General features: G+C 64.7%; 23 protein-coding genes. 10 read left to right on the top strand and 13 right to left on the bottom strand.

Annotated features, from left to right (window positions below; translation table 11 throughout):
* Nucleotides 1-237: 237 nt before the first annotated feature.
* Complete coding sequence (locus GD627_RS02155; protein WP_152271165.1) at nt 238-1,377, top strand: baeRF2 domain-containing protein; 1,140 nt, start codon at nt 238-240, stop codon at nt 1,375-1,377.
* Nucleotides 1,378-1,403: 26 nt separating this feature from the next.
* Here the strand turns inward: GD627_RS02155 and GD627_RS02160 are convergent, their stop codons facing one another.
* On the bottom strand, nt 1,404-2,258 hold the full coding sequence (locus GD627_RS02160; protein WP_152271166.1) for an aldo/keto reductase: 855 nt from the start codon (nt 2,256-2,258) through the stop codon (nt 1,404-1,406).
* 75 nt (nt 2,259-2,333) lie between these two features.
* Entirely contained in the window at nt 2,334-3,005 is a 672-nt protein-coding gene (locus GD627_RS02165; protein ID WP_194265927.1) for an MBL fold metallo-hydrolase, read from the bottom strand.
* Nucleotides 3,006-3,351: 346 nt separating this feature from the next.
* Between GD627_RS02165 and GD627_RS02170 the strand changes: the two genes are divergently transcribed.
* Entirely contained in the window at nt 3,352-4,341 is a 990-nt protein-coding gene (locus GD627_RS02170) for a lantibiotic dehydratase C-terminal domain-containing protein (protein WP_194265928.1), read from the top strand.
* 38 nt (nt 4,342-4,379) lie between these two features.
* Here the strand turns inward: GD627_RS02170 and GD627_RS02175 are convergent, their stop codons facing one another.
* Nucleotides 4,380-4,832, bottom strand: a complete 453-nt coding sequence (locus GD627_RS02175; protein WP_152271169.1) for an SRPBCC family protein — start codon at nt 4,830-4,832, stop codon at nt 4,380-4,382.
* Between the two features lie 224 nt (nt 4,833-5,056).
* Here GD627_RS02175 and GD627_RS02180 point away from each other — a divergent pair, with 224 nt between their 5' ends.
* From GD627_RS02180 to GD627_RS02190, 3 genes are all read left to right on the top strand, one after another.
* Complete coding sequence (locus GD627_RS02180; protein WP_152271170.1) at nt 5,057-6,121, top strand: lantibiotic dehydratase C-terminal domain-containing protein; 1,065 nt, start codon at nt 5,057-5,059, stop codon at nt 6,119-6,121.
* Nucleotides 6,122-6,212: 91 nt separating this feature from the next.
* The gene (locus GD627_RS02185; RefSeq protein WP_152271171.1) at nt 6,213-6,545 is read left to right on the top strand and encodes a histone-like nucleoid-structuring protein Lsr2; all 333 of its coding nucleotides are present in this window, start codon (nt 6,213-6,215) and stop codon (nt 6,543-6,545) included.
* 142 nt (nt 6,546-6,687) lie between these two features.
* On the top strand, nt 6,688-7,257 hold the full coding sequence (locus GD627_RS02190; protein WP_152271172.1) for a DapH/DapD/GlmU-related protein: 570 nt from the start codon (nt 6,688-6,690) through the stop codon (nt 7,255-7,257).
* Between the two features lie 35 nt (nt 7,258-7,292).
* On the opposite strand, the gene GD627_RS02195 is transcribed toward GD627_RS02190, so the two are convergent.
* The 4 genes from GD627_RS02195 to GD627_RS16725 all read right to left on the bottom strand — a co-directional run bounded on the left by GD627_RS02195 (nt 7,293) and on the right by GD627_RS16725 (nt 10,094).
* Complete coding sequence (locus tag GD627_RS02195; RefSeq protein WP_152271173.1) at nt 7,293-7,514, bottom strand: hypothetical protein; 222 nt, start codon at nt 7,512-7,514, stop codon at nt 7,293-7,295.
* A gap of 254 nt (nt 7,515-7,768) precedes the next feature.
* Nucleotides 7,769-8,575 carry an NADPH-dependent F420 reductase gene (locus GD627_RS02200; protein WP_281349969.1) on the bottom strand — a complete coding sequence of 269 codons (807 nt, stop codon included), beginning with the start codon at nt 8,573-8,575 and terminating at the stop codon, nt 7,769-7,771.
* Between the two features lie 47 nt (nt 8,576-8,622).
* Entirely contained in the window at nt 8,623-9,663 is a 1,041-nt protein-coding gene (locus GD627_RS02205; RefSeq protein WP_152271175.1) for an FAD-dependent monooxygenase, read from the bottom strand.
* 260 nt (nt 9,664-9,923) lie between these two features.
* Nucleotides 9,924-10,094, bottom strand: coding sequence for a DUF2848 family protein (locus GD627_RS16725; RefSeq protein WP_343032380.1), 171 nt, complete (start codon nt 10,092-10,094; stop codon nt 9,924-9,926).
* Nucleotides 10,095-10,572: 478 nt separating this feature from the next.
* On the opposite strand from GD627_RS16725, the gene GD627_RS02215 reads away from it, so the two are divergent.
* On the top strand, nt 10,573-11,529 hold the full coding sequence (locus GD627_RS02215; RefSeq protein ID WP_194265929.1) for a hypothetical protein: 957 nt from the start codon (nt 10,573-10,575) through the stop codon (nt 11,527-11,529).
* Nucleotides 11,530-11,583: 54 nt separating this feature from the next.
* On the opposite strand, the gene GD627_RS02220 is transcribed toward GD627_RS02215, so the two are convergent.
* The 3 genes from GD627_RS02220 to GD627_RS02230 all read right to left on the bottom strand — a co-directional run bounded on the left by GD627_RS02220 (nt 11,584) and on the right by GD627_RS02230 (nt 14,071).
* The gene (locus tag GD627_RS02220) at nt 11,584-12,345 is read right to left on the bottom strand and encodes an SDR family NAD(P)-dependent oxidoreductase (RefSeq protein ID WP_152271176.1); all 762 of its coding nucleotides are present in this window, start codon (nt 12,343-12,345) and stop codon (nt 11,584-11,586) included.
* Nucleotides 12,346-12,373: 28 nt separating this feature from the next.
* On the bottom strand, nt 12,374-13,375 hold the full coding sequence (locus tag GD627_RS02225; RefSeq protein WP_146360291.1) for an acetamidase/formamidase family protein: 1,002 nt from the start codon (nt 13,373-13,375) through the stop codon (nt 12,374-12,376).
* 132 nt (nt 13,376-13,507) lie between these two features.
* Nucleotides 13,508-14,071, bottom strand: a complete 564-nt coding sequence (locus GD627_RS02230) for an MOSC domain-containing protein (RefSeq protein ID WP_146360293.1) — start codon at nt 14,069-14,071, stop codon at nt 13,508-13,510.
* 166 nt (nt 14,072-14,237) lie between these two features.
* Between GD627_RS02230 and GD627_RS02235 the strand changes: the two genes are divergently transcribed.
* Nucleotides 14,238-15,305, top strand: coding sequence for a hypothetical protein (locus GD627_RS02235; protein WP_152271177.1), 1,068 nt, complete (start codon nt 14,238-14,240; stop codon nt 15,303-15,305).
* Between the two features lie 116 nt (nt 15,306-15,421).
* Here the strand turns inward: GD627_RS02235 and GD627_RS02240 are convergent, their stop codons facing one another.
* Together GD627_RS02240 and GD627_RS02245 are read right to left on the bottom strand one after the other, a co-directional pair.
* Nucleotides 15,422-15,664 (bottom strand): hypothetical protein, encoded by a 243-nt coding sequence (locus GD627_RS02240; RefSeq protein WP_146360297.1) that lies wholly within the window; start codon nt 15,662-15,664, stop codon nt 15,422-15,424.
* A 148-nt stretch (nt 15,665-15,812) separates the two neighbouring features.
* Nucleotides 15,813-16,376 carry a TetR/AcrR family transcriptional regulator gene (locus GD627_RS02245; RefSeq protein WP_152271178.1) on the bottom strand — a complete coding sequence of 188 codons (564 nt, stop codon included), beginning with the start codon at nt 16,374-16,376 and terminating at the stop codon, nt 15,813-15,815.
* A gap of 87 nt (nt 16,377-16,463) precedes the next feature.
* Between GD627_RS02245 and GD627_RS02250 the strand changes: the two genes are divergently transcribed.
* The 3 genes from GD627_RS02250 (at nt 16,464) to GD627_RS02260 (ending at nt 19,871) form a co-directional block, all read left to right on the top strand.
* Nucleotides 16,464-17,543, top strand: coding sequence for a saccharopine dehydrogenase NADP-binding domain-containing protein (locus GD627_RS02250; RefSeq protein ID WP_152271179.1), 1,080 nt, complete (start codon nt 16,464-16,466; stop codon nt 17,541-17,543).
* Nucleotides 17,544-18,131: 588 nt separating this feature from the next.
* Nucleotides 18,132-18,464, top strand: coding sequence for a hypothetical protein (locus GD627_RS02255; RefSeq protein WP_152271180.1), 333 nt, complete (start codon nt 18,132-18,134; stop codon nt 18,462-18,464).
* A gap of 249 nt (nt 18,465-18,713) precedes the next feature.
* On the top strand, nt 18,714-19,871 hold the full coding sequence (locus tag GD627_RS02260) for a polymer-forming cytoskeletal protein (protein ID WP_152271181.1): 1,158 nt from the start codon (nt 18,714-18,716) through the stop codon (nt 19,869-19,871).
* Nucleotides 19,872-19,958: 87 nt separating this feature from the next.
* Here GD627_RS02260 and GD627_RS02265 read toward each other — a convergent pair whose 3' ends face one another.
* Entirely contained in the window at nt 19,959-21,038 is a 1,080-nt protein-coding gene (locus GD627_RS02265; protein ID WP_152271182.1) for an alkene reductase, read from the bottom strand.
* Between the last annotated feature and the right edge of the window lie 354 nt (nt 21,039-21,392).

Raw genomic sequence — 21,392 nt, forward strand, 5'->3', positions numbered from 1 at the left:
CCGCACGGAATTGTGGTTGCGGCCGCGGTGGAAGCTGCACCCGCCGTGACCGTCAGGTTGTCCGCTTCTTCACTGCCGTCCGCTCGTCCCGGCGGCCCGAATGACAGACGGCGAGCGGGGTTAGGCCGCCGGAGGCGCTCAACTCCGGCAGCCCTTTAACTACCGGCGGAACCGGTGTTAGCTGGAGGAACGAATGGAAACGATGTGCGGCCGCCCCTGTGCGGGAAGGAGATCGTCATGACGGAGAAGCTCCACAAATTCGCGGACCTCTATCGGGGACAGGGGCCTTGGTGTGCCGCCTATGTTGATGCCGCCGCGGGCGTGGAAGGCGTGGCCGAAGTCCGCGCCGCCGATGTCCGGGCGGCGCTGGCGGAGCAGGGAGCCCCGGCGCAGGACCAACAGGCCATGGAGACTGCGGTGGATCCTGCCTACGGTCTGCCCGCCCCGATCTCACGCTTTGTCCTGGTCCGGCAGGGGGAGGTGGAGCTGAACGAACTGCTGCCCGGCCCGCTGGTGGCCCCGAAGAACATTTCCGTTGACGTGGTTCCGGATCTGCTGCCGCTGCTCAAGCACCGCCCCGAGGAGTTCCCGTACATCGTTGTGGAAGCTACGAGGGAGGACGCCGAGATCCGGCTGAGATATGTCGGCCGCCCCGGCTTAGCCGCGGAGGCGGACCTTGCGGGATCCAGTGAAGACATCAGCAAGCTCCCGGGCGGTGAGGGCTGGGCGCAGGATAAGCAACAGCGCAGGACCGAGGACACCTGGCGCCGCAACGCCGACGACGTGGCCCAACAGATTGACCGGATTGCGGCCAGCAGCGGTGCCCGGCTGATTGTGCTGGCCGGCGATGTCCGCGCCCGCGGGCTGGTGCTGGAGCAGCTGGCCGAGGCCCACAAGCCGCTGGTCAGCATGCTTGATGCCGAGTTCCGCCCCGAAGACTCCCATCAGCAGATTTTCGAGGACCAGGTGCAGGAACGCGTTGCCCTGCAGTGGGCAGCCGAACAGGACCAGATCATGGACCGTCTTGCCCTGCAGGAAGGCCAGGCCAATCCCGAATCGGTGACCGGTGTGGGCGCTGTGGTCAACGCGCTGCAACAGGCGCAGGTGGAGGTGCTGATCCTCAATGATTCGGCGCTCGCGGACCGGCAGCTGCTGGCGCTGGGCGCCGAGCCGTGGCTTGCCACCGCGGAGGAACAGGCTCTCGGTGCGGAAGTGCTGGGACATGTTTCCGTCCCGTCGGCGATGCTGCGCGCGGCGTCATTGACGGACGCCAGCCTGCTTCTGGTGCCCGACGGCGTCCTGCCCGACGGCGTCGACGTCGCTGCCCTGCTCCGCTGGCCTGTTGGCCCCGAAGCTCCCGGGGCCAACGCGACCTAGAGCCGACGCGACCTAGAGCAACGGCGTCACTTCCCGCTGAACACCGGAAACGAGCCGTACCTCCCGTAGTCGCTCACCGTGAGCCGGCGCAGCGCCTCCATATCGGCGTCGGAAATGACGAAGTCGACCTGCGCATTACTGCGCATATGCTCCGGATTCGCGGTCTTCGGCAGCGGCACCGTGCCCAGCTGCAGGGCATAGCGGATGCACAGCTGCGGAACGGTGACGCCGTAGCGCTCCGCCATTGCGGTCACGTCCGGGTTCTTCAGCATTACCCCGTGGGCGATGGGGGAGTACGCCTCGATGAGGATGCCCTGCCCGGCGCAGTACGCGAGGAGGTCGCCGGGGGTATTGCCGACGTGCAGCAGGACCTGGTTGACCTGGGGTGCCACGGTGCAGACCGCGAGGATGTTCTCCAGATCCGGCTGTTGGAAGTTGGAGACACCGATGGAACGCAGTTTGCCCGCCGTCTGCGCCTCCTCGAGGGCGCGCCAGGCTTCCCGGTTTCCCTCCGCGTAGGTGCCGCCGCGCCAGTCATTCCACGGCTGGGGACTGTGGATCAGCATCAGATCCAGATAATCCAGTCCCGTCGCGGTCAGCGAGCCGTCGATCGCTGTCACCGCAGTGGAATAGTCCTTGATCTCGGCGGCGAGCTTGCTGGACACATACAACTCTCCGCGGGGGACGCCGCTGCTCCGCACCCCTTCGCCGACGCCGCGCTCGTTGCCGTAGGCCTGCGCGGTGTCGATGTTGCGGTAGCCCAACGCAATGGCGTCCCGGACCGTCTGGGCCGCGGCGCCGTCGTCGATAAACCACGTACCCAGGCCAAGCTTCGGAATCGGCTGCCCGTTGGCCAGCGGATAGGTTTCATTCAGGATCATCGGTCCTGCTCCTTACGGATTGGCGAGCTTTTTAACGATGCATGACCCGCGCCGAACCTGTAACCGCCGCAGCCGTTACGACGACGGGTGGGAACCGCCCAGCAGGCGGTCAAAGGCCTGAGCCGGAGAAGCCAGCTCGGCTCCGTGCGCAAACAGGATGCGTGCGGCGCCGAGGGCGGCAATACGTTCCAGGGATTCCTCGGCGCGGGCGGCATCTGCGGTGAACATTTCGGGTGGACGGCACACCTCGCCGTGGTCCGAAGACGCGGTGTCCCCAAGGAACAGGGTCCCCGTCGGCTCGTGGAACAGGCATACGTGGCCCGCGGTGTGGCCGGGGGTGGAGAGGATCCCGAGGTCCTGGATGAAAGTTCCTTCTCCGATCGGGGTGATCCGGCGGGGCGCCTGAATGTCGGGCACATCGGGGCCGCCCGCATAGATTGCCGCCAGCGGAGCCCGCTCGGCGACGGCGAACAGGGATCCGACGTGGTCCTGATGCAGGTGGGTCAGGATAATATCCCGGACGTCGTCGAAGGTTCCCCCGAGCGCCTGGACCGCGGCGGCAATGCCCGCCTCGGCGTCGGGCATTCCCGTGTCAATGATGACAATGCCGGCGGGCTGGGCCACGGCGAAGCAGCGGACGTCCAGTGCCAGCGGTTCCGGACCCGCTACGCCGGCCGGAATCACCACTTCCTGGACCGCTTCTTCGACTCCGAGGGGCGCCTCTGCGCTGCCGGCTGATTCACTCATGGCCATCCTCCTTGTGCCGGGACGCGGCCCTTCCAGGGTATTCCGGCAGCACGGGCTTCGACCCCGCCGAACGCAAAGTCTCCCCCGTCACTGACAGATTTTCAGCGACACGGTGGATCCGGGCTTCCCTGCACGGTCCACGGCCGGGGACCCGCTGCCAGGGGCCGTTGCCCCTTGGCACGCCGTCAGAAACGGTACTCGATATGCGGACGCGGGCAACGGGTACCTACCCGAATCCAGTTTCATTCTTTCGCGGAGGCGACAAAAATTTCGGTTTTGTTGCCACCCTATGGGGACCGGTAAACGCAGACATGCTCACGACAATCATTTTTTGGGGATGATTCACATGACTCAGGTGCAGACCGTCCACGGAGGACCAACCGGCCGACCAAGCCAACAACCCGGCGAGACCATGCTGTGGTCCATGCTGACCATCGCCGCTGATCAGGAGTCCATGCGACAGGACGTCGGAGACAGCATAGTCCGCCATATTGTTGTCCCGTTGAGCGCGCAGGCGCGGACCTGGGGAGGGTACAGGTTCGGCTTTTCACGGAATCCGGAAGCTGACCAACCTGCCGTGCATCTGCACCTGCGTGCCACTAACCACGTCGTCGAACGCGTATGGAGGTTTGCACGCGAGCTGGCCGAGGAGAGCGCTGCCCAGCTCGGGACGCTGCAGTTCTCGGGGTCGACGGACATCGTCTATCCATCCCGGCAGGGCGATCCCGTGCCGCAGCTCATGGAAGTGACTCTCGCTCGGTTCGGCGGACCGGAAGGCCTGAAACTCGCGGCTGACATTGCCGAGTTGTCCGCGGATCTGTCCATGTGGGCGGTTAACCGCTTTCCCCGCCTCAATACGCGCTCAACTCTGGCTGCACTGCTTCTCTTCGATACTGGCCATGCGATGATGCGGGGCCCCCGGTCCGCCGGCTGGCCTGACCGCCGGGCCACCAGCTGGGATTATTACTGGAACGCCCACCTGCAGGCCTGCACAAATTCGGTCAGCCCGCGAGCGGAGCATGCCCGCAGGGCGATGATGGCGCAGATGGCGCCCCGGATTATGCCTGCACACCGGGTCATGGCCGCCCTGGCCTCCGAGCCTTCGGTGGCTCTCTGGCGCAAGCGCTGGTCACAGGCCGTGGATTTGTATCTGTACCGGGCCTACAAACAACGCGTGAGCCGCCCTGCGCAGCAACTGACTATGGCGTCCAGCGGGCTATTGATGAACCGTCTGGGCATCACACCCCGCGAGGAGGCAGCCCTGGGCTTCTTCGCACGCGCCTGGAGCAGGGATTTGGAAGCGCAGTACACCGGGGAATCGTCGCGGCCGGCATAGATGAGAGAGTTCCGCCGGTCATGGTGCTCGAGGTGATGCTAACCGGTGAAATCCCCGGCCAGATGCCGGTTCCGCGTCTCGATCAACCTTTGGAGATAGCGCGCCAACACCAGGTTTTCGACCAGCCGCCCGAGCATCCCGAACGGCGCGTCGAACTCGATCCGGTCAACCATCGTGGTGCCCTCCGCACCCCCGCTGAACTCATGAATGTGCCGGAACCGCCGGAAGGGTCCAGCGACCTGCTCGTCGACGAAATAGGACGGTGCAACCATCTCGGTGATCCGGCTCGTCATCCGCAGCGGAACGCCGAAGTGCCAGGCCCGCCAGGTGACTTCCTCTCCCAGGGTAAGAAGACCTGACGTCACTTCGCCTACCGCCTCTTCACGGGACCGGGCCATCGAGTCCTTGTGGGTATCAACGCTTCGGGCACGGTCAAACAGCTCCTGCGGGGACAGGGCCGTCCGCGTGGTGCACTCGAAGTAAACGGTCATGGACCGAGTATGGCAGTGCCTCCCTGCCCTGCCGGTGCGCTCAGGGAACGCGGCGCCTGGGCAATTTCCGGATACGCGTGCATATGGTCCACGTTTCCCACATCGCGACCGCTGATTACTCCACCCATACTTGCTATTCGAACGCCGGAAACACGTACTTGCACCAAAACGGCCGATTTCCCGCGAACAGGGGGGACAAACATTGCCGTTCCGAGGACACTCGGTTGTCAGCAGTAAAAGTACTTACGGCCGGTACACACCTTGGGGATGAAATGAGTCGCATGACGGAAGCACGCATTGTCAGCGGAGGATCGGCAGCCAGCCCTGTCCAGCACCAACCCAGCAAAACCGCTCTCTGGGCGATGCTCGCGATAGCGCCCGAACCGGACCGCGAGGATGCGGGCGATGAGATAGTCCGCCATATTGTCACCCCGCTTAGTGGCCAGGCGAAGAACTGGGGCGCGTACCGGTTCGGCTTTTCACGGGGAGCGGAATCGGAAAATTCCGCCATAAACCTGCACCTGCGGGCCACCGACGACGTCGTGCAGCGAGTATGGGCATTTGCCCATGCGCTGGGGGATGAAAACATTGCCAAACTGGGCACCTTGAAGTTCACCCACTCGCCGAACATCGTTTATCCGCCGCGGCCGGGCGAACCGGTCCCTGAGCTCGTAGAAGCTTCATTTGCGCGGTTCGGCGGCCCGGAGGGCCTGAAACTGGTGGATGAGGTTTCCGAACTGTCCGCGGATCTGGCCATGTGGGCAGTCAACCGTTTCCCCGCCGTCAATATGCGCTCAATGCTGGCCACCCTGCTTCTTTTCGACACAGGCCATGCCCTGATGCGGGGACCGAGGTCCTCCCTTTGGCATGACCGCAGAAGCACTAGCTGGGACTTTTACTGGACCACTCATCTGCACGGTTGTGCAGCGTCTTTCGGCCCAGGGGCAGAGCAGGCACGAAACACCATGGCGGACCGTTTGGCACCCCGGATTGTACCCACACACCGGGTCATGGCCGCCGTCGCCTCCGAACCTTCAGTGGATATCTGGCGCAGGCGCTGGACACATGCCATTGATCTGTATCTGTACCGGGCAGACAAACAGCGCATCAGTCGCGGTGCACGGCAGTTGGCGATGGGTGTAGGCCGGATGTTACTGAACCGGATAGGTATCTCCCTGAAGGAGGAGGCAGTCCTTGGCATCTATGCGCATGCTTGGAGTCAGGATATTGAAGCGCAGCTTACCGGCGAGGCGCACTCTCCGCAGCAGTCAAAGCCGGGCAGGAAATGACTGCTTAGACCGCAGACCCGCAACCAGATAAATCGCAGGCACCTTCCCCCAGCAATGGATCTTTCCCCAGCAAAATGATTAGGCGGCGAACATGTCACGACACGTACAGGTACACCTCATTGACGACATCACCGGCGAGGAGGCCCAGGAAACCATCACCTTTGGCCTTGACGGCAATACATACGAAATTGATCTCGCCGAGGAGAACGCCCGCCAGCTGCGTGAACACCTCAGCCCCTACCTGGATAAGGGACGCAAGGTGGGCGGCCGGGCAAGGCCACGGGCACAACAGCGGCCCTCAACCTCGAACCGGGAAGAGACCCACCGCATCCGAGAGTGGGCCGAAGCGAACGGGTATTCGACCAGCAGCCGGGGCCGGATCAGCAAGGCCGTCCTCGAGGCCTACCAGGCGGCGAACTCCTAGGCATCGGATTCAGGCGGAAGCGGGAACCGTGGCGGTTCCCGCTTCCGTTGCTTAATCAGCGGTACTGATGTTGCCGCCGGGGTGCAGGAATGAAACGGTAGGGAGCGGCATCGAAAAAAGGTGCGGCCTAAGGACGGGCTCCATGGAACTTGATGATCTGCTGGCGGCGCTGAATGCGCGAGAGACGATTCCCGCGGGTTCCTCCCTGCATAAAGCGATGCACAACGCCAGCCAGGCTGCCCTGCGGATTACCGGTGAGCTAAATTCCGGCTACCACGATCCGGCGCAGGTGCGGGAGCTGCTGTCCCGGCTGATCGGCAAACCGGTGGATGAAACCGTGGCGTTGTTCCCGCCGTTCTCCGCTGATTTCGGCAGGAACATCACGCTGGGCAAACGGGTTTTCATCAACTCCGGCTGCCGGTTCCAGGATCAGGGCGGCATCAGCATCGGCGATGGCTGCCTGATCGGCCACAACGCCGTACTGGCAACCCTGAACCATGATGTGGCGCCCGGCCGCCGGGCCGACCTGCACCCGGCGCCCATCACGATCGGCCGGAACGTGTGGCTCGGATCCAACGTCACCGTGCTTCCGGGGATCAGCATCGGTGACGATTCCGTGGTGGCGGCCGGAGCCGTGGTGACCCGGGACATTCCGCCGCGGTCCCTGGCTGTCGGAGCGCCCGCCAAGGTGATCCGTTCCCTGGAGGGATGAGCGGCACCTTATGGGGGAAATGCCAGGCACATGTCTTAGAAGGTTCCGTCATAGGTTTCGCGGATGGCCAGGGCAGTAAAGCGCCAGCCATCAACAATTTCAGGCAGGTGGAGTACTGCATGACCCATACCCTCAGCATTGGCCCGTGCGATTTCCGCTTCCATATATTCGCTCATCTGCTCCGCGTAACGGATCAGGCCCCGTATCTGATCTGCCTTGAGGCGGGGCGGCTCCGGCGGCACTGGGAATGAGGTCATACGCAGTTTTACACTGAACAACCTAGAAAAGCGCGACGCCGCCGACCGCTGACGGGTGCGCCTGAGCGGCAATACAGAAGGTGCAGGGCGGCCGACGACGGCGGTGCGGGTCCTCTTCGAATGCTCGAAACCGAACCCCGCGATCGTGAAGGACGGCCCGGTGGGTGGTGAGACCCTGAACCGGCGCACCCTTCTCCCGGGTGCACGGTCAGTGAGTGAGCCCATTCCTCCTCGCTACAGGCCCGGGCGGCAGCTTAGAAGACGCGTTCGGCCACGTTCACGCGGGTGGCCGACGCCAGTGCGGACCGGACCTTCTCCGTGGAGGTTGTGCCGGGAGCCGAGCTCATCAGCTGGTCATCGGGTGTGCTGGGATCCGCGAGGTAGAGGCGGGTGTAGCCCGCGGATTCCGGCTCGAACCGCCAGCTTTCGGCGACGGTACCGGCGTCCACGGCGTCGTACCCCAACGCATCAAGGAGTGACGCCGCCTCAGCCTTGGCCGCGCCGTCATCGGAGGCGATGGGCAGTGCGGAGCGGTCCGCGGCGCCGCCGGGGCGGGCGAGAAGCGGAAGGTGGTGGGCGAGGATGTTATTGAACGCCTTGACGTACTGCGCCCCGGGAAGCCAGCTCTGCACCAGCTCGCTGGTGGTGACGGCGCTGTTATCGAGGGCGGTGATGCGCCCGTCCCTGGACGGGTAGTAATTGCTGGTGTCCAGGACGATTTTGCCGGCCAGCAGTCCGTCCGGAAGATCGGAAACCGCCTTGAGCGGAATGGACAGCACGACGGCGTCACCGGCCTTCGCGGCGTCTTCCACCGTTCCGGCCGTGGCCAACGGCCCGAGCTCGGCAACCAGGTCCGAGAGGGTTTCCGGTCCCCGCGAGTTGGCGATAACGACGTTCATGCCCGCGGCAACCGCCAGCCGGGCGACGGCCGATCCGATGTTTCCGCTTCCGATGATTCCCAATGTTGGCATTGCATGTTCCTTAGATAGTGTTCGGCTGGAGTGACCGCGGTGTCCTGCGTCTGTCCCTAGGGGAGGAAACCTCCCCGGCTGTACAGGAATTCCCCAGGCGTCGAGGCCCCTGCGGGTGCTTCCGTCCGATGGAAGTGCTAGGCGAACCGTGCCCCGGCGGACATTGCGAGGTTTCGGGCTCCGGTGAAATGCTCGGCCGTGCCGACACGGTTCAGCAGCCGCGCCGCGCGGACCATGAGGTTTCCCCGCCGACGCCGGCCGGCGTCGTAGCGTTGTAGGCCGGCGGCAACGTCGGGAGCCGAGGTGAGTGCGTCGACCAGGGCAACCGCGTCCAAAAGTGCTTCGCAGGCGCCGCGGCCAAGGTTCGGTGCCATACCGTGCGCAGCGTCGCCCACCAGCGCCAGGTTGTCGGAGATGTAGGACGGGAGCGGCGGAATGTCGAACAATTCCCGGTAATCTATCGGACTTCCGTCCAGTTTCCCCAGGACCCGGATGACGTCCCGATGCCACCCGCGGTAGAGGCTGCGTAGCAGGTCTGCTCCCTGGACGCGGATAGCCTCCGGGGACCCCAGCGCGGGAAGGTCCGTGGAACGGAGGCAGGCAAACCAGTTAGTGCTACCGGCATCGAGCGGCGTAATGCCGAACAGGCGGCCGCGCCCCCACGACTCGCTGACTCCGCCGGCCGGACCGGATACAACGCCGCGAAAGGCGACGGTTCCAAGCGCCCGAGGCGATATTCCGTTGCAGGCGGTGCGCAGGCGGCTGAAGATTCCGTCGGCGGCCACGACAACATCGGCAGGGGGCAGGGCCGCGGGCCCTGCGACCGGCGAATCCCATCGGATAACCCCGGCAGGAAAGTCCCCGGCCAGCGCCTCGAGCAGGACGGTGCGTGAAACCAGGCGGGCGGTCCGGCTGCCGCCCATGGCTGCGATCTGGCTGCCGTCAGGCCTCAGGATCCGTGCGCCCTGCTCAACCACCGAACCGGCGCGGACTGCGTCACCGGCGCCCAATGCGTCGAGGGCCCGCATCGCCTCGGGCCACATGGCCAGCGCCGTTCCGCTGCCGGGCAGGTTTGCGCTCCGTTCGAGCACCTGGACCGACCATCCTGCGCGGAGCAGCCCCCGCGCAACGGCGGATCCCGCGATACCCGCTCCGACGACCAAGGCTGAACCGTGCATAGCCTCTCCTCTTCAAGGGTCCGGTTCCGTCCGGCTCGGGACGTCAGTAGCTGGAGTCTACGCGGTTTGCCGTCTGCGATTGGGAGCCCGCTGTGACGCCGAAATTTCCGTAGGGCTAGACGTCCTCTGGGTGGTCATTGCCGCGGGATCTTAGGCATGGCTGATAAAGGCTAGCCCCGGCTTGTCAGCCGATGGGCTCCGCCATCTGCTCGACAACGTACTGGAGGTCCAGGGCCGCTCCCGTTACCGGGTCCGCCATTTCAAACCTTCCAGCTGCGCGCGAACTGGTCCACACCGCTCGTCATCGCGACCGTTCCGGAGATCAGCACCGTTCCCGGAGTGTTTAGGCCCCGTTCGGTCAGGATATCCAGCCAGTAATCAGGGGTCAGCAGAGCGCCCAGCGAGCTGTCCTGGATGAGGGTGTCCGGCAGGTCGCCCTGGCCTACTTAGAACAGGCGGTCGGCTGCCGATCCTGCCACAGTGCGGCTCTTGCCCCGCACAGCCGGCGGGCAATGTGAGTGTGGGGAAAGCTGAGACACGGCGGCCTGAGTGACGTCTTCACCCAGCGAGATGAGGCCCGACCTACCGCCGCCGACCGCTTCTTCGCGGGAACGCGCCATCGAGTCCTATTGCAGGCCGTTTCTGCAGTCGGCGCGTGGTGACGATGCGAAGACGGTGTGGAGTCGGGGCAGTGCGCGTCGCTGGTTCGCGAAACCCATAGTCGCTCTGCGTGCGCAGGAAAAGAGCCGCTGACATAAATGGGAAATTTCTGAGAGCCGGTATGGACATTCACATTTTGGCTACACAGTGTTGGGAACACGCTGTCGAGGTCAAGAAATCGTTTTTGGGGATGAAAAGAGCCGTGGAATGCAATCGAACATTGTTAATCGAGGAACAGCTGCCCGTCCTGTGCAGCAGCATGCCAGCACCACAGCCCTGTGGTCCGTCCTGAGCATAGAGCCGGAGCGCAGGGATGCAGGTGACGACATAATCCGCCACATTGCGGGCCCGCTGTCTTCCCAATTGCGGGTCGGAGAGGGGGGCCGGTTCCGGTTTTCACGCAACCTGGAATCCGCCCATCCGGCCGTAGTCCTGCATTTGCTTGCCACCGACGACGTCGTTAAGCGCCTATGGAAGTTTGCGCACGCGCTGGCGGACGAAAGCGCTGCCACACTGGGCCCCGTGAAGATCTCCCAGGCGCCGGACATCATTTATCCACCACGGCCGGGCGAACCGGTACCTGAGGTGGTGGAAGCGGGGCTTGCCCGGTTCGGTGGGCCAAAGGGCTTGGAACTGGCTTCCGGGATTTCCGAGGTGTCCTCGGACCTGGCCTTGTGGGCCGTCAACCGCTTTCCCAGCCTCAACACGCGCTCGATGCTGGCTGCCCTGCTTCTCTACGACGCCGGCCACGCCATGATGCGCGGACCCCGGTCCGCTGTTTGGCCCGACCGCAGAACCACTAGCTGGGACTTCTACTGGAACGCTCATCTGCACGCCTGCACAGGATCTTTTGGCGCGCAGTCGGAGCATGCGCGCAGGGCAGCGATGGCGCAGATGGCACCGCGGGTTATGCCCGCGCACAGGGTGATGGCCGCCCTTGCCGCGGAGTCGGCAGTGGATGTCTGGCGGAAGCGCTGGGCAAGGACCGTCGATGAATATTTGTACCGGGCAGACAAGCAACGCATCAGTCGCAGTGCGCAGCAGCTGGCTACGGGGGCCAGCCAGCTGGCACTGAAACAGCTGGGCTTCCCGCTCCGGGAACAGGGGGCACTCGGGATCTACGCGCGTGCTTGGAGTAAGGATATTGAAGCGAAGTATTCCGGTGAGGAGAGCTCGTCGCAGCCGTCGAAGCCGGGTAGGAAATGACGGTGTAGGCGGCACACGCCAGGGGCCACCGCTTATGCTCGGGACCACAATTTCCTAGAACTGGATCCCCCGGGAGAGGGCGCCGTCCGCCAGGACGTTCGCTCCGGTCATCCGGGAGGCGCGCGGGCTGGAGACGAACACAACGACGTCGGCCACCTCCTGCGCGCTGCCCATCCGCCCGGTGGGATTCAGCGCCATGGACGAGGCGAACATCTCCGGACTGTTCCGTTCCATGCTCTGCCAGACGCCGCCGTCGTGATAGGTGTTGCCCGGCGACACCGTGTTCGCGCGGATCCCTGTCCCGGCCAACTGGAAGGCCAGCCCTGCCATATAGGCGATCAGCGCGGACTTGACCGTTGCGTACGGGCCGGACGCGAAATCCACCTCCCGGCCGGAGACGCTGGAAATGGCCACCAGCGACGGAGACTCGCTGCGCCCAACATGCGGGACCGCCGCCTGCATCAGGCGTACGGTGCCCATCAGGTCTACCCGCAGGCACGCCTCCCACGATTCGGCACTGTCGTCGATGGCCAGGGCGCTGACGTTGCTGACCACCGCGTCCAATCCGCCGAAGCGTCCGGCGACGGCATCCACCCAGGCGGCCACGGCATCGCCGTCGCCCACGTCCAGGACGGCGCCTTCCACCTTGACCCCGGTGCCGGCCAACGCCGTTTCGGTGGCGGTGATTTCCGCCGCGTCCCGGGCACAGAAGGCCACGTTGGCCCCTTCCGCGGCGAACGCTTCCACGATGGCCCTCCCGATTCCGCGGGTTCCTCCGGTGACCAGCGCCGTCTTGCCGTTCAACTGCAGATCCATGATTCCTCCGGGGTCGGGTTGTCGGGTCTTAGGGAAGTTCTTCGCTACGCCGGCGCAGGTCGGCGTGCAGCCCGTCGTAGGCTGCGGCCTGCGGGAACAGGGCCTTGCGGGCCTTGACCACCACGGAGTAATTGGCATCCACGGCGTTGGCGATCGGGGCCTGCGCTGTCTGGGTGAGCAGTTGGTAGGCGTCCATCTGGTGCAGGCCGAAGAGCTCCCCGAACCAGCGCACCATCTCCACCTGGCCGATGCGCCAGGAATCCTCCATGGGCCGGGACGAGCCGACGGCCATCCACTCGGTATCGGTTTCGAGCCTCGGCCAGGCGGGGGCGCCGCCCTTGACCAGTTCCACCAGGATCGTGGAATGCATGGCCCCTTCCACGGCGGTGCCGCAGGCTTCACCTTCGCCCTGGCGGTAGTGGCCGTCGCCGATGGAGAACAGTGCGCCCGGCTGGTTCACGCCGAGGTACACGGTGGTTCCGGCCTTCACCTCCGGGGCGTCCATGTTTCCGCCGAAGCGTTCGGGGACCAGGGAGGAGCGGACCTCCCCGCCGGGAGGAGCCACCCCGACCGTCCCCAGCATGGGTTCCAGCGGCAGGGCGACCTCAAAGTCCCCGAACCGCGCCTGGAAACCGACGGTGGAGCGGGCGGAGTCCACCTGATAGATCCAGGTGGTATCCGGCAACGGATCCTGCAGGAAAGCGGTGCGGTCGGTGCTGGTGAGCCCGCCGAAGAACGGGATGGTGGCGGAGGCGCCGTAGCTTCGCGCCGGGGTCAGCTCCACTATGTGCAGGGCGAGTGTATCGCCGGGTTCGGCACCTTCAACGTAGAACGGCCCGGTCTGCGGGTTGACGAAGTTGAGGTCGACCTTCTCACTGGACAGGTCCTCGACCGAAGTCAGCGCGTTGTTGAACGCGTCCTCCGACCAGAGCTTCAATGCGGTCCCCGGCCGGACCGTCATCACGGGTTCAGCCCCGCCGAAGGTGTACACCAGCTGGTCCGGATGCGGGCGGTACTCAAGGATTTCCATGGGGCCGGATGCTATCGAAGGTTTCCGGTTCTGGATATACGCGGTGTCGGACCTACGTCGCCGGGGACTCCTCGTCGCTCAGTCCGGAGGAGCCGTGCAGTACAGGGGGGACGCCGGCGGCGGCCGCGAGTGTCAGACGCACTTCAGCCGGCTCTGCGGCCCGGCCGGAACCTCGACACGGATCTCATCGCTGATGCTCACCATCCCGCCGCTCAGTACGATGCCCATGACGCCCGTCTTGCGCACGACTTTTCCGGCGCCGTCGCGGGGCAGTACCGCTTTGAGTAGTCCGGTTTGGAATCGGTCGATCTGCCGGCAGGGATTCCGCAGGCCGGTTACCTGAACGACGGCGTCGGGTCCGATACGCAGGAGTGTTCCCTCGGGCAGGTTCAGGAGGTCAATGCCGCGGGTGGTGATGTTTTCGCCCAGATCGGCGGGGTGCAGTTCGAAGCCGTCCTGTGCCAGTTCGTCGAACAGCTCCGCATGGATCAGGTGCACCTGCCGCAGGTTGGGCTCCGTGGGATGGGACCGCTTTCGAAACACATGCTGCACAGTGGTGCCGGAATGAGCGTCTCCCTCAACGCCCAGCCCTTCCACCAGCAGAACCGATTCCATCCGGGCCTTGCTGAAGTTGTGCTTGCTGCTCCGGCTGACCGAGACCACTGCCGGTCCTGGGGGATTCCATCTGACGGCCATGGACGGATCATTTCATATCCCGCCACGGCCTGCGGGAAGCCCCCGAAGCACGCCCACCGTGACGGGAAGTCGATTTTTCCGAACTCGACCTACACCTTGTGCCGACCGGCATTCGGTGCGCGCCGGCTCAAGAGGACACGAACAGGTAATGATTTCGGGGGCCGGTATGGACATGCACGTTCTGGGAACACAGGGTAAAGACAGTACACGTACTAATGTCAATCTTGGGGATGAAATGAGCCGCGTAATGCAATCGAACACTGTTTATCGAGGTGCAGCTACCCGACCTGTGAAGCAGCACCTCAGCACAACCCTGTGGTCCATCCTGACTATTGAGCCGGAGCGTAAGGATGCCGGCGACGACATTATCCGCCATGTTGTTGCCCCTTTGTCTTCCCAACTGCGGGTCGGGGAGGGGGGCCGGTTTCGGTTGTCACGCAGCCTGGAATCCGACCGTCGGGCCGTGCTCCTGCATTTGCTTGCCACCGACGACGTGGCTACGCGTCTATGGAAGTTTGCGCACGCGTTGGCGGACGAAAACGTTGCCACGCTGGGTGCCGTGAAGATCTCCCACTCGCCGGGACTCGTTTATCCACCACGGCCGGGCGAAGCGGTACCTGAGGTGGTGGAATCGGCTCTTGCACGGTTCGGTGGGACAAAGGGCTTGGACCTGGTAACTGAGGTTGGCGAGGTCTCCATGGATCTGACCCTGTGGGCGGTCAACCGCTTCCCCAGCCTCAACACGCGCTCGATGTTGGCCGCCCTGCTTCTCTTCGACGCCGGCCACGCGATGATGCGGGGCCCCCGGTCCGCTGTGTGGCCCGACTGCAGAACCACTAGCTGGGACTTCTTCTGGAACGCTCATCTGCACGCCTGCACAGGTTCTTTTGGCCCGCACGCTGCGCAAGCGCGCAGGGCAATGAGGACCCGGATTGCACCCCGGGTTATGCCCGCACATCGGGTGATGGCCGCTCTTGCCTCAGAGCCGGCAGTGGATGTCTGGCGGAAGCGGTGGGCGAGGGCCATGGATGAGTATTTGTACCGGGCAGACAAACACCGAGTCAGCCGCAGTGCGCAGCAGCTGGCTATGGAGGCTAGCCAGCACGCACTCTACGGGCTGGGCTTCGCGCTCAGGGAGCAGGCGACCCTTGGCCTATACGCGCGTGCCTGGAGTAAGGAAATTGAAGCGCAGTATTCCGGTGAGGAGCATTCGTTGCAGCCGTCAAAACGGTAAGAAACAACGGTGCAGGCGGCACAGTGCCGGATCGGAGCGGAGGATGGCACTCCTTGCTGGCAGCACGGGCTTCCACTCCTCGAGGGGCCAACTCTTTCCCCCCGGAACACTTCCTTCTACATGGGATCTCCCAACGATCTCGGGTGCGGGTCCGGGTTCTTCCACCCGCCCCGGTGCGTCATGGACGGCTCGACTGGTTCCGGTGCCTCCCGCACGACAATCAGGATCGTGGCAATGGGGCCCAACAGGAGGGATAACAGGAACCAGATCCAGCGGGAGCGGTTCTTCTGCTCGGCCAAGCCGGCATTGATCAGCGCCACCATGAACCAGAAGGTCCCGGAACTTATGTAATCGTCCATTGACCCACCTAACCACAAGCCGCAATACGCGCGGGCGCGGCCAGACCGGTGTCGGCTGTGCATGAATGAGCATCTCTGTCCCACGGGCGCCGCCACGAGAGGCGCGAAACTGAATCCCGTTGATACGGGTCATTCTGCAGTAGCTGCATCATTCCGTCAGAAAGCGGGCAATCACTGCGGCCGAAGCGTGAAGCTGGTCTGCGAACGAGCCTGGTGGTTCGTTTCTGAGGGTTCGCACGTACGCGGAGTGGAAGATCCCGGCGGAGAAGACTCCGATGCTGTGGGCATCTGCCGGAGGGGTGCCGCGAAGGACGAGGCCTGCAGCCAGGGCGGCGGCCATGTCGGCCAGTTTTGTCCGCTCGCGCTCCTGAAGCTCGAGACTGTCGTCGATGAGATCCTGGCGAAGCGCCTGGGCGGCCGGGTCGGCGAGGAGATAATCGCCCACCTGTGCAAGGGCTCCCATGACGGCCTCCCGTGCCGTCACATCCGGGGCATACTCCTCCACCAGCCGGGTAATCCGAGGGATGTTTCCGCGTGAGCCGGCAAAGAGCACCTCACGTTTGTCGGAGAAGTGGCGGAAAAAAGACCTCCGGGTCAGGCCGGCCTTCTCGGCAATGTCGGTGACCGTCACCGCGTCGTAGCCGTGCTGCCGGAACAACTCGACGGCGGCGGTGACAAGCCGCTCTTGCGGGTCGGGGTTCCAGCGGGGCATGGGTTCAGTCTATCCATGACGACACAGGGTGCCGTAGGGTGTTCTGACAACACACAGTGTCGTCATGGATGTGCGACGGAGGAACGCATGGACGACAAACGGAAAGATGAGATCTGGATTCTGGGGGCGACGGGCAAAGTCGGCAGGGCCCTCGCCGGGCGGCTCGCGGCAGCACGCATCCCCGGAGTGGTTCTGGTGGGTAGGTCGACGGAGCGGCTCGCCGCGATCGCCGACACCCTCAACGGCTCTGTCCGAACGCGGCAGCTTGCCGGCGTCGCCGAGATGCTCGCCGCAGTGCCACGGGAGCGTCCGCTCGTGGTCATCAACCTCCTAGGCTCCTATGCCGAGACCGCGATCCCGTTGGCGAAGGCATGTATGCCGGACGGCCACTACGTCGACCTGTCAATCGACATCAACACCCTCTCGGGCCTCGTGGATCTCCACGGCGAAGCCCGCGCCGCGAACAGCACGGTCATTGGCGGTGCCGGTTTCGGCGTGCTCGCCACGGAAGCCCTGGTCGTGCGGCTCTGCGAGGGCCAGCCCACTCCTTCGCGGGTGCAGATCGATGCACTCAGCTCCTACGCGCCCGACGACGGGGTCATGGGAGAGGCGCTCGCCATCACCTCTGTCGACGTAATGAGCATGGGCGGACGCGCCTACCGCGATGGGATCCTCACCCCGGTGCCGCTCGGCTCCAACCTCCGAAAGCACGCGCTCCCGGACGGGACAGCAGTGAAGTCCGCCGCGGTCCCCTCGGGCGAGCTGTTCGCCGCCCGCCAGGCCAGCAAGGCACCCACCATCGACTTCACCTCGGCGCTCGCACCGACGTCGCCCCTGATCCGCCCCGCCCTTCCGCTGCTGTCCCGGCTGCTGAAGTCCCCGACGATTCGGCGCACGATGATCACCTCGCTGGCGGCAAGCAAAACAAAAAGGGCGCCGCGGCCCCGCCCGCACTCGTGGGGCCACGCCGTCGTTGACTGGGCTGACGGCACCCGCCGCGAGAGCTGGCTGCGCGCCGACGACGCCATGGACTACACCGCCGACGTACTCACCGCCGTCGTCCGCGCGTTCGTCGACGGAACGGCACCCCGCGGTGCCTTCACGCCTGCCGCCGCCCTCGGCCCCGGCCTCGCCACCGACGCGGGGGCCACTTTCATTGACGGCTGAGGACGGCCACCCGCTCGATGCCCGGGAGGAATCACGGCAGGCAGTACTGGCGCCTGCGCCCCGATTCGAGGTGGCCCTGCTTTCATTAGCTATGGCCGATTCAAAGACTGCGTACCTGGTGTGTGGGACCCTGCTGGCCCTCGCGGGCCTGACAAGCTGCGTGGTCTTCGCCCTGCAGCCGTGGAGAAGCTGCCCGGAGATTGATGACAGTGCAGCCGGGTGCCCCGCCACTCCGGCCGATTCCCTTTTTCTGGTTCTCTCGTTTTTCATCCTGCTGGTTGGAGCGGTTCTTCTTGTCCGGGGGCTCATGCTGAGGCGGCTGCCGCCCGGTTGGTGATCACGGGACGGCCGACGACGGCGACGCCGGGTCCTCCGCCAACACGCTCTAGTTTCGCGCGCCTTCGTCCAGATGTCCCCGCAGGTAGCGGCCGGTGGTGCTGGCAGGATCTGCGGCAGCTTTTGAGTGTCCGCACGTATGCGGAGCCCTTCCGGTCCCGGCCCGTCCAGAAACAGCGGGAAGCCGGAATACTGCCCTAAAATCGCAGCGGAGGACCGGACGGAGGTGGGAACGTGCGCAGACTATGGGGAATGCCCCCTTTGTTCTGGTTCGGCAATATGCTTGTTGCCTTGTTTTTCGCCGCCGCCGTCTGGATATGGGGCGCCTTTTCCGGGGGCCTGGATATTGAAGAGACGTGTGCGGCCAGAGGCCAAACCTACGACCATGTATACCGCCAACTGAATTGGCAGGAGCCCGGCCGGCACTTCCCGCTGCACAACAGGTGCAACGCTGACTACGATGTGGTCCCGTTTTGGGTAAATCCCGCCGTGGTGCTCCTGGTGCTTCTGGCCGCAACCTTCGCCGCGTTCTGCCTCACCCAAGCCATCACGCTGCGGCGGGAGCGGAAGCAACTGCCACTGTAAGTGGTGAGGAGAGCGAGACCCGGGTAGTCCGTGCCGAGGGCGGCACGTGCTGACTCCGTAAATCATCCTCGGTGCCGTCCAACCGCGCCGTCGTCTCTATTGTGTGGCTGACATCTGCTGGACACTGAACATATTGGCCCCAGGACCGCGGCGCCGGATACGCACGGCAGCCCAACCGCGCGATGCCGCTGCATCAGCCCTCTGACGAGGAAGAACAGGCGAACACCGTACCCCGGAAAGGCATTTCCGATGAGACTTCCTTCTCCTACCCGGCGGGCTTTCTCCGCGCTTCTAGCCGTCTGCATTCTGGTCCTGGCGACGGGGTCGGGTGCATTTGCCGCGTCCCCGGATTCCAGCCCACAGTCCGCGCCCTTTGCCGTGGTGAACGACGGCTCCGGTCCGCAGTTCTACAGCGGAGTGAACATCGACGTCCAGGATGACGTCTCCGGTGACGTGTACGTCTCCGGGCAGAGCGTCACCATCAGCGGAAATGTAACGGGGGACGTGATCGCGGCAGCCCAAACGATTTCCATTACCGGCAACGTCGACGGAAACGTGCGGCTCGCCGGGCAGGACGTGACCATCAGCGGTGAGGTTGCGCGCAGCGGAACAATTTTCGCGGCAACCCTCACCATTACCGATGCCGGGTCATTCGGGGATGACCTGGTGGGCGCCGCGGGTGACATCTCAATCTCCGGCGCGATCGGCCGGGATGTCGAGGTCGGCGTCGGAAACCTCACCATCAGCGGGACGGTCGGGGGCAACCTCACGTACAACTCCGACCAGGAGGCCAATATCGCCGCGGATGCGGTCAGCGGCAACGTGGAGCGCATCGCCCCGGAGCCTGAGCAGGAGCCCTCGGCGGGGGAGAAGTTCGTTGGGTGGCTGCTCGGGCTGCTGTATTCACTGGTGGCGCTGAGTCTTATCACGGTGCTTGCGGGCTGGCTCTTCCCCCGTTTGCTGCACCGGGTGACGGACCGGCTCCTGCCCCGGCCATGGCAGGCGCTGCTGGTCGGTTTCGTGGCATCAATCGCCGTTCCCCTGGTGATGCTGCTCCTTCTGGCCACGGTCATCGGGGCTCCCCTGGCGCTGGCGGTCCTTTTGGTATGGATAACGCTCACGCTCGCCACCTTTGTTTTCGGCGCCTATCTCATTGGCAGGCTCATTTTCCGCGGTAACCAGCATCCGGTGATCAAGGCGCTTGTCGGGGGCCTGATTCTCATTGTCGCGCTGCATATTCCGTGGCTGAACATCGTCGTCTGGCTGGCCATGGTGTTCCTTGGACTGGGTGCGCAGCTGCTGGCAATCTACGACCGGCGTCCCTGGCGCCGAGTACCGTCAGCAGCCGGCATCGAGCCGCGGACGGACAGCGGCGGGGACCAGCCCCCAGCCGTCGACTCTAATTGACACGTTCCTGCGTCAGTGCCCGGTGAAAACGACGGCAGGCCTCCCGCATTCCGCGGAAGGCCTGCCGTCGTCGTTCTGCTTAGTTGCCTAGGAAACCGGTTCCAGCATCGGGTAGTCCGTGTAGCCTGCGGCGCCGTCGGTGTAGACGGTGGCCTGGTCGATCTCGTTCAGCGGCAGGTTTTCCTGCCAGCGGCGGGCGAGGTCCGGGTTGGCGATGACGGGGCGGCCGACGACGGCGGCGTCGGCCAGGTCCTCCTCAAGCAGCATGATGGCGTCCTCGCGGCTGGTGACCGTGCCGAAGCCGGTGTTCATCAGCACCGGGCCGCCGAAGCGGTGGCGCAGGTCCTGGATCAGCTCGTCGGCCGGGTCCTTGTGCAGGATGGACAGGTAAGCCGACTTCAGGTCGGCGATGCCGTCCACCAGGGCGGTGTAGGTGGCAGTTACGTCGGCGCGGTCGGTTTCCAGCACGCCCTGGATGTTGTGTTCCGGGGAGATGCGGATGGCGGTGTGCTCGGCACCGACCGCCTCGGCCACGGCGCGGAAGGTCTCGATGACCATGCGGGCCCGGTTCTCCGGGGAGCCGCCGTAGTTGTCGGTGCGGGTGTTGGAGACGGGGGAGAGGAATTCCTGCAGCAGGTAACCGTTGGCACCGTGCAGCTCGACGCCGTCGAACCCTGCCTTCATCGCGTTCTGTGCGGCGGAGACGAAGTCCTGCACGACGCCGGGGAGTTCGGCTTCGGTGAGGGCGTGCGGCACCGGGTAGGGCGCCTTGCCCTCGTAGGTGTGTGCCATGCCTTCGACCGCGATGGCGCTGGGGGCCTGTACTTGGCGGCCGCCGTTGATGTTCTCGTGCGCGACGCGCCCGGAGTGCATCAGCTGGGCGACGATGCGGCCGCCGGCCTCGTGCACCGCGTCGGTGACGCGCTTCCAGCCGGCGACGTGTTCCTCGGTGACCAGTCCGGGCATCAGGGCATTGCCCTGGCCGGGGAAGGAGGGGTAGATGCCGTCGGTGACGATCAGGCCCAGGGAGGCGCGCTGGCGGTAGTGCTCGACCATGATGTCGGTGGGCACGCCGTTGCGGTCGGCGCGCACGCGGGACATGGGTGCCATGACGAGGCGGTTGGGCAGTTCCATGGTGCCGACGGTGAGGGGGGTGAAGAGTTTCAAGTGGGGGTTCCTTCTGTTGCTCGCAGCGGGACTAGGGCTCTCCCGGACTGTGGTTCTTATATGCAGCAACCGTGAGGGGGGTAACGGATATTCCACCAGGTTCGCGACGTCACATCCGTCTGGCGCTTCGCTGGCGGATTATAGTGCTCCGTCACTCCCAGGTAGCAAAAGACAACACCGCTAACCATGCAAGGACGTCCCCACAGGCTGAGCCATTCCGCAAGGATCGCAGCCTTCCAGATGCCCCCATGTGATTGAGTCAGCTGGCCTCATAGACGCTTCGATAGCTCTTTCTTTTTGTGCAAAAGCTACAGGCTTAGCCTGTGGAGCCAAGCAATCATGAGTGGGCAGAGT

It is taken from the genome of Arthrobacter yangruifuii (assembly GCF_009192775.1).
GTDB lineage: Bacteria > Actinomycetota > Actinomycetes > Actinomycetales > Micrococcaceae > Arthrobacter_B > Arthrobacter_B yangruifuii.

What these genes read in the sequence shown, in the direction of transcription:
- GD627_RS02155 (WP_152271165.1), top strand. Translation starts at nt 238, where the DNA reads ATGACGGAGAAGCTCCACAAATTCGCGGACCTCTATCGGGGACAGGGG.
- GD627_RS02160 (WP_152271166.1), bottom strand. Translation starts at nt 2,258, where the DNA reads ATGATCCTGAATGAAACCTATCCGCTGGCCAACGGGCAGCCGATTCCG.
- GD627_RS02165 (WP_194265927.1), bottom strand. Translation starts at nt 3,005, where the DNA reads ATGAGTGAATCAGCCGGCAGCGCAGAGGCGCCCCTCGGAGTCGAAGAA.
- GD627_RS02170 (WP_194265928.1), top strand. Translation starts at nt 3,352, where the DNA reads ATGACTCAGGTGCAGACCGTCCACGGAGGACCAACCGGCCGACCAAGC.
- GD627_RS02175 (WP_152271169.1), bottom strand. Translation starts at nt 4,832, where the DNA reads ATGACCGTTTACTTCGAGTGCACCACGCGGACGGCCCTGTCCCCGCAG.
- GD627_RS02185 (WP_152271171.1), top strand. Translation starts at nt 6,213, where the DNA reads ATGTCACGACACGTACAGGTACACCTCATTGACGACATCACCGGCGAG.
- GD627_RS02190 (WP_152271172.1), top strand. Translation starts at nt 6,688, where the DNA reads ATGGAACTTGATGATCTGCTGGCGGCGCTGAATGCGCGAGAGACGATT.
- GD627_RS02195 (WP_152271173.1), bottom strand. Translation starts at nt 7,514, where the DNA reads ATGACCTCATTCCCAGTGCCGCCGGAGCCGCCCCGCCTCAAGGCAGAT.
- GD627_RS02205 (WP_152271175.1), bottom strand. Translation starts at nt 9,663, where the DNA reads ATGCACGGTTCAGCCTTGGTCGTCGGAGCGGGTATCGCGGGATCCGCC.
- GD627_RS02220 (WP_152271176.1), bottom strand. Translation starts at nt 12,345, where the DNA reads ATGGATCTGCAGTTGAACGGCAAGACGGCGCTGGTCACCGGAGGAACC.
- GD627_RS02225 (WP_146360291.1), bottom strand. Translation starts at nt 13,375, where the DNA reads ATGGAAATCCTTGAGTACCGCCCGCATCCGGACCAGCTGGTGTACACC.
- GD627_RS02230 (WP_146360293.1), bottom strand. Translation starts at nt 14,071, where the DNA reads ATGGCCGTCAGATGGAATCCCCCAGGACCGGCAGTGGTCTCGGTCAGC.
- GD627_RS02235 (WP_152271177.1), top strand. Translation starts at nt 14,238, where the DNA reads ATGGACATGCACGTTCTGGGAACACAGGGTAAAGACAGTACACGTACT.
- GD627_RS02240 (WP_146360297.1), bottom strand. Translation starts at nt 15,664, where the DNA reads ATGGACGATTACATAAGTTCCGGGACCTTCTGGTTCATGGTGGCGCTG.
- GD627_RS02245 (WP_152271178.1), bottom strand. Translation starts at nt 16,376, where the DNA reads ATGCCCCGCTGGAACCCCGACCCGCAAGAGCGGCTTGTCACCGCCGCC.
- GD627_RS02250 (WP_152271179.1), top strand. Translation starts at nt 16,464, where the DNA reads ATGGACGACAAACGGAAAGATGAGATCTGGATTCTGGGGGCGACGGGC.
- GD627_RS02255 (WP_152271180.1), top strand. Translation starts at nt 18,132, where the DNA reads ATGCCCCCTTTGTTCTGGTTCGGCAATATGCTTGTTGCCTTGTTTTTC.
- GD627_RS02260 (WP_152271181.1), top strand. Translation starts at nt 18,714, where the DNA reads ATGAGACTTCCTTCTCCTACCCGGCGGGCTTTCTCCGCGCTTCTAGCC.